Source organism: Pleionea mediterranea (assembly GCF_003148745.1).
GTDB classification, from domain to species: domain Bacteria; phylum Pseudomonadota; class Gammaproteobacteria; order Enterobacterales; family Kangiellaceae; genus Pleionea; species Pleionea mediterranea.
Genome location: NZ_QGGU01000022.1, coordinates 1,988 through 7,177 on the forward strand (window position 1 = coordinate 1,988; position 5,190 = coordinate 7,177).

Annotated in this window: 7 protein-coding genes; all 7 read left to right on the top strand. The window is 40.3% G+C overall.

Going from position 1 to position 5,190, the window contains the following annotated elements:
• On the top strand, positions 1–340 hold a 340-nt coding region (locus C8D97_RS17830), incomplete at its 5' end, for a hypothetical protein (protein ID WP_210204994.1).
• Positions 333–596 carry a hypothetical protein gene (locus C8D97_RS18065; RefSeq protein WP_146196183.1) on the top strand — a complete coding sequence of 88 codons (264 nt, stop codon included), beginning with the start codon at positions 333–335 and terminating at the stop codon, positions 594–596. The genes C8D97_RS17830 and C8D97_RS18065, both read left to right, overlap by 8 nt.
• On the top strand, positions 593–1,360 hold the full coding sequence (locus C8D97_RS17835) for a hypothetical protein (protein WP_109765166.1): 768 nt from the start codon (positions 593–595) through the stop codon (positions 1,358–1,360). Before C8D97_RS18065 ends, C8D97_RS17835 begins: the two co-directional genes overlap by 4 nt.
• A 102-nt stretch (positions 1,361–1,462) precedes the next feature.
• Positions 1,463–2,335 carry a hypothetical protein gene (locus tag C8D97_RS17840; RefSeq protein WP_109765167.1) on the top strand — a complete coding sequence of 291 codons (873 nt, stop codon included), beginning with the start codon at positions 1,463–1,465 and terminating at the stop codon, positions 2,333–2,335.
• Between the two features lie 3 nt (positions 2,336–2,338).
• Positions 2,339–3,544 carry a hypothetical protein gene (locus C8D97_RS17845; RefSeq protein ID WP_109765168.1) on the top strand — a complete coding sequence of 402 codons (1,206 nt, stop codon included), beginning with the start codon at positions 2,339–2,341 and terminating at the stop codon, positions 3,542–3,544.
• A gap of 371 nt (positions 3,545–3,915) precedes the next feature.
• Positions 3,916–4,164, top strand: coding sequence for a hypothetical protein (locus tag C8D97_RS17850; RefSeq protein WP_109765169.1), 249 nt, complete (start codon positions 3,916–3,918; stop codon positions 4,162–4,164).
• Positions 4,165–4,186: 22 nt separating this feature from the next.
• Positions 4,187–5,190, top strand: a 1,004-nt coding sequence (locus C8D97_RS17855; protein ID WP_146196184.1) for a hypothetical protein, incomplete at its 3' end; no start/stop codon positions are given.

Genomic DNA, 5,190 nt, shown 5'->3' on the forward strand with positions numbered 1-5,190 from the left:
CCGCTCTGAGTTTTGGTTATGGTTGAGTAAAAAAGGAACTGACAAAGGTTTTCTACTTACCCAAGACATTCACGATCCCGAGGGTGCATTAAGATACTGGTCGTTCCTTGTACAGTATATGGATAACACCAAGCCACTGCCGGATACCGTCAATTTCAAACAATACGATAATCGAACCACAGGGTTGTGGACGGAAGAAGAGTTTGAACGCGCACGAGTGTTCGGTGATTTTGAAGATCCTTACCAACAGTGGTTAGAAGAGCAACATAAGTCTGCTGAAATAAAAGCCGTTGAAGACTTACGAAGTAAAGGCCGTTTTGCGGATACTGGCCGTGGGTGATTGTTTTATAGATAAACATCGAGTCTTTATATACAAGGCGTCGTTGATATTAAGAATAGTAGGCGTTTTGGTTGTTCTATTTGGAATGTTTGTTGCGCCTTCAATGGTTCAAGATTTAACAGCATTTATCTTTTGGTTGGCAGGGGTTGCATTAATTCTCTTTGGTTGGGTTGTCGCTAATGCATTAAACGCACAGGTTATCTACCATCAAAAGCAAGAGCATTTATCAAAAATTAGAAGTCATTTTAAACAATGAAACTGTCCTGGAAATACCCATTACCAAAGCAACAATTTAGACCATTTGACTGCTTTGGTTGGACTTCACCAAAACCAGATGAAGAAATTACCGATAAGCATATTAAGCGACGCAGTGACGTAGATAAGGCGTTTAACTTAGGTGCTTTGGGACTTTTTATTGGGTTTATAAGTTTGCTATTAATTTTACCTAGCCTCATTTTTGAGGGGGTAGAGCCTTACACGTTTTACGGAGGAATAGCCGGAGTTTTTTTAGGCTGCTTTATATATATATACGCAAAGAAAACCAATGTTATTCGCTATAATATTTTTGATCGAGATAATGGAAGTGTGAGGCTCTATGGTGGTTGGCCAACAAAAACGATCTTTGAGGTAGGCTGGTCAGAGTGCGAAGGAGAGCTGTGGTTCAACCGAGGCCGCTACGGACGCTCTGAGTTTTGGTTATGGTTGAGTAAAAAAGGAACTGACAAAGGTTTTCTACTTACCCAAGACATTCACGATCCCGAGGGTGCATTAAGATACTGGTCGTTCCTTGTACAGTATATGGATAACACCAAGCCACTGCCGGATACCGTCAATTTCAAACAATACGATAATCGAACCACAGGGTTGTGGACGGAAGAAGAGTTTGAACGCGCACGAGTGTTCGGTGATTTTGAAGATCCTTACCAACAGTGGTTAGAAGAGCAACATAAGTCTGCCGAAATAAAAGCCGTTGAAGACTTACGAAGTAAAGGCCGTTTTGCGGATACGGGACACGGATAAAAGACGTTAGGTTTTACATTTACATCTATAACCTTAGGACTGATATTAACGGGGACAAGCCTAACCGCTTCGGGCTTTGTTGCCGCTGGAGGTGGAGCCTCAATGGTCTTTGGGTTTTCTGCCGCTGTATTGGGTATTATAGGAGTTTTATTAATATTGGCAGGCGTTTTAATCTATTCATTTTTAATTGATCCGCCAATCGCTGACTGGCTAGAGGCGACTCCATGGGGGAATGCACCTTTCGACAGTGGCGAATTCGAAGGTGCTAAACACTGGGTTGTTAACGAGCCAAACGGTGTGCTTAAAAGCATCAACTATGAGAAAATACTGCTGGATTTAAAAGCCATGCTCATTACCCCAAAGTTAAGGCTTGGTTATGAAATGAGCAAAGAATTTAACATGCTACCCAAAGGAGCTGTTGATCTTACAACCCGCCGGGAGTGGGTTGAGTTAGACTTGTCATTACCTGGATTTGTGGCAGGCACGTCAGAAGTGGATGTACAGCTTTGGTATCGCAAACGGACAGAAACCGGAACGTTCGATTATATTGCACGTGGTTTTAGTGAAGAAGACGCGCCTTGGCACCGCCTGGATATTGACGATGGCGATACAGCCGGAAATAATGGTGAACCCGTTGAAGTAAGTACGTTTCGACACAGGTTTTGGCAAGAAAAAGCGGAACTGCTTGTTAAACCTAATATCCAGGGGTGGTTAATGCGAGTGCCGTTTAGTTTATTTGAAACTTTTAGAACTTCCCCAGATGATGAGTTCGATATAAAGGTACTCTGTTGTTATTACCCCAACGGAAAAGCGCAGCAAGTGGTAATATCGGGCAATATACCTTATTCCTTACCTCTGCCAGATAGTGATAATGATAATCTGGAAACCATAAATAACCGGGCTTATCTAAAACAGATACTGCGAGATGTTAGGTACAAAGAAACAACCTCCCAAGCTTACGATGGCGACGAATAACTTATGAGCGATAATGATATACCCAACTCTCGTTACTTTGAGTGGCAGGAAGATCCTTGGGGCGAAGGTCATTTACGGGCCGCCGAAGGGCTGGACTTAAGTGCGACTCAACGCGGCGAAGATGAGTTTGAACGAGTCGAAGTTAAAGGGAAGTGGTACCTAAGTGGCGCCTTCCAACCAGCACCTAGCTGTTACATTGGTGACCAGTACAATTCCTTTTTGTGTGATGGCCGCTATCTGCTCAATTGTGTACCAGGAGGCCAACGCGTATTTATGGAGTTTTGGGGTGGATTTTTTCAAGCTGGAGCTTATATTCTTTTTTTTCTGGGAATGCTAACAAATATCTTTGTAGCATTGGTAACCGGTGAAAATTTTCTGCCATGGCAAGATAATCTACCGGAAGATCTGATATATATATACGTCTTTTTGATTACATTCTTCATTGTTTTTCTATCCCTCGGGAAGTGGATTTTAGCCGCAGCCAACAAAAAACAATATTTCTGGTTTATCTTTGATCGAGAAACCGGATTGCTGCACTCCCCAGGCACAGTGCCCGGTAAAAAAGGCGCGCCGGGTTTAAATATCAAGTTCAATAAACTGAGCGCCCTAATGCAAAGTGCAATTAACTTTGTTTACGGTGGTTCCTCGCAACAAAATATGTTGGCCGCGCCGTATTATCCCAAAGGGCAAAAGCCGCCACGGCATCACAGCTTTAAATTTTTTAATATAAGCCTTCATTTTCCAACACACGATGGTATTTGCGGAATGCCCGCATTGATCACTACACTCAATCAGTTTATGGATAAATCGAAACCCTATCCAGATTCTTTGAAAAAAATGATACAGAATTTTCAGGACAGAGGAACTTATGTTAATGGCGAGCCTTTGCAAGAAAAAGATAAAATTAAAGAAAAGCTCTACGATATTGAAAACGAAAGAGTTATTCATCCGAATGGCATTGCTTACCAATACATCAATGAATGCCTCGATAAAGGCGAAGAACCTCGAGATAGTCAGTTGATGTATCGCATCCGTGAATATCGAAACAAATATCCCATTGATACCCTACAGGCCAAGGCTCAGGCTGAAAAAGAAGTCGAAGCTCTTGAAGGCAAGTTGTCGTTAAAAGAACAGCGGAAAAAAGAGACGTTTGCTCGTATTGAGCGGCTAAAGGCGATGATAGGGGATTCGGAAGAGCATGATAAGTAAAGCTTGCTAAGTATATAAATGGTAAAAGGTACGAGGCTTAAGATCTCAAAAAGTAATAGCTAAAATATTGAAAATCTATTGAAGTTTGAACTTGATATACCTGGCCGATGAATTAACTAATTTTTGTTTATTATTATTGATAATAATTCCTTTGACCGCTCAATCCACTGAACAAAGATATAGCCATTGTCACGGCATTTTGGCGTGTTGCTACTCTTGAAGTTAAGCCCAACTATCAAGACTGGCAAATAAAAGTGCCATTCAGTTTTTTGAATAAGATGGTTCAGTTAAAATTGCAACGGGGTACTAATGTCGAGTTAGACTTTAAGTTACGAGTACGCTATTTCCCTCATGGTAAAGGAGAAAAGGTTATGAAGCAGGGTTCTATAGAGCATGTACTACCCAATCCTAACTTGTATGATAGTACGCTAACCGAAGAAGCTGTCGAAAAAAATCGAGAAAATCACCTTTATAAAGAAGGTAGCGATATTTGGCTGGAATACACTTTACTTAATATTGAAGAAGAATCACCAAGAGAAGTATTAATTCAGCAGTTAGAACAAGAAAAACGTGCTAATAGAGTATTAGATAATTTGTCCAAATCTAATGCTTTTGGCTAATTAATTGATATAAGAGTAATAAATGGAAAATTCAGATAAGTCAAAAAATATAAGTGGTAAACCGGAAGTGATGGATCCTGAATGGGAGAAAATCCATTACTCAGAATACGATCCTGACTCACTTATAGGGCTCGACTTAAGCATCACTGAAGAAGAAAGTTCGCTACAAAAAGCTCCAATAAAGAAAGATAAGTTTATTATTGGTCCTTTTGAACCAGCGCCTTTAGATTATTCTCATTATCAAGATCACAAATACATATGTGATGGCAGATACTTAGCTATTGAACAAAGTCATGGCGCCCGGTTTTATATCGGATTTACAGGGTTTTTCTTTTTTGGTATGACGTTTATTATACCATTTATTTGGGTTTTAGTATCGTTAGGTTCTTGGGGTTTTCATGTAGGATTTCTTCCTGAGTTAATATTCATAGTTGTGGTATCGAGTGTTAGCTATGTTATTAGTAGTCTTCTTACGTTCTTTGCAAAAAAAATAAAGGGACTTTGGACTGTCTTTGATCGAATAACTGGTCTTGTTTATGTGCCTCCCTATAAACCTGGGGGCATATTTAAAAATAAAACCCCTGGAACAACCATTGCGTTTCATCGTTTTTTTGGTGCAGTTCGTGGTTTGATCAATTGGATGTATGGTGGGAGTGCAATGCATGGCATGTTGATCGCACCTTATTATCCAAAAGGATTTAAGCCGGGAGGGATGGGTAAGTATCACGAATTTTTGTTATTAGGAGTGGATGGAGCGACCAACGATGGTGTCGCCGGCTTTCCGGAGACTTACACCATGCTGTGTCACTTTATGGATAAAACTAAACCATATCCCGATTCTCTACGTCGAATGATTCAGTTGTATCAGGATAAAGGTATCTATATTAATGGTAAGCCTTTAAAAGAAGAATATGTTATCAATGAAAAACTCTACGACTTTAAGTTAGAGCGTGTGATTAATCCCTGTGGAATAATGTATAAATACATCAATGAGTGTCTGGAAAACAACAAGCCTGTTGATTATGA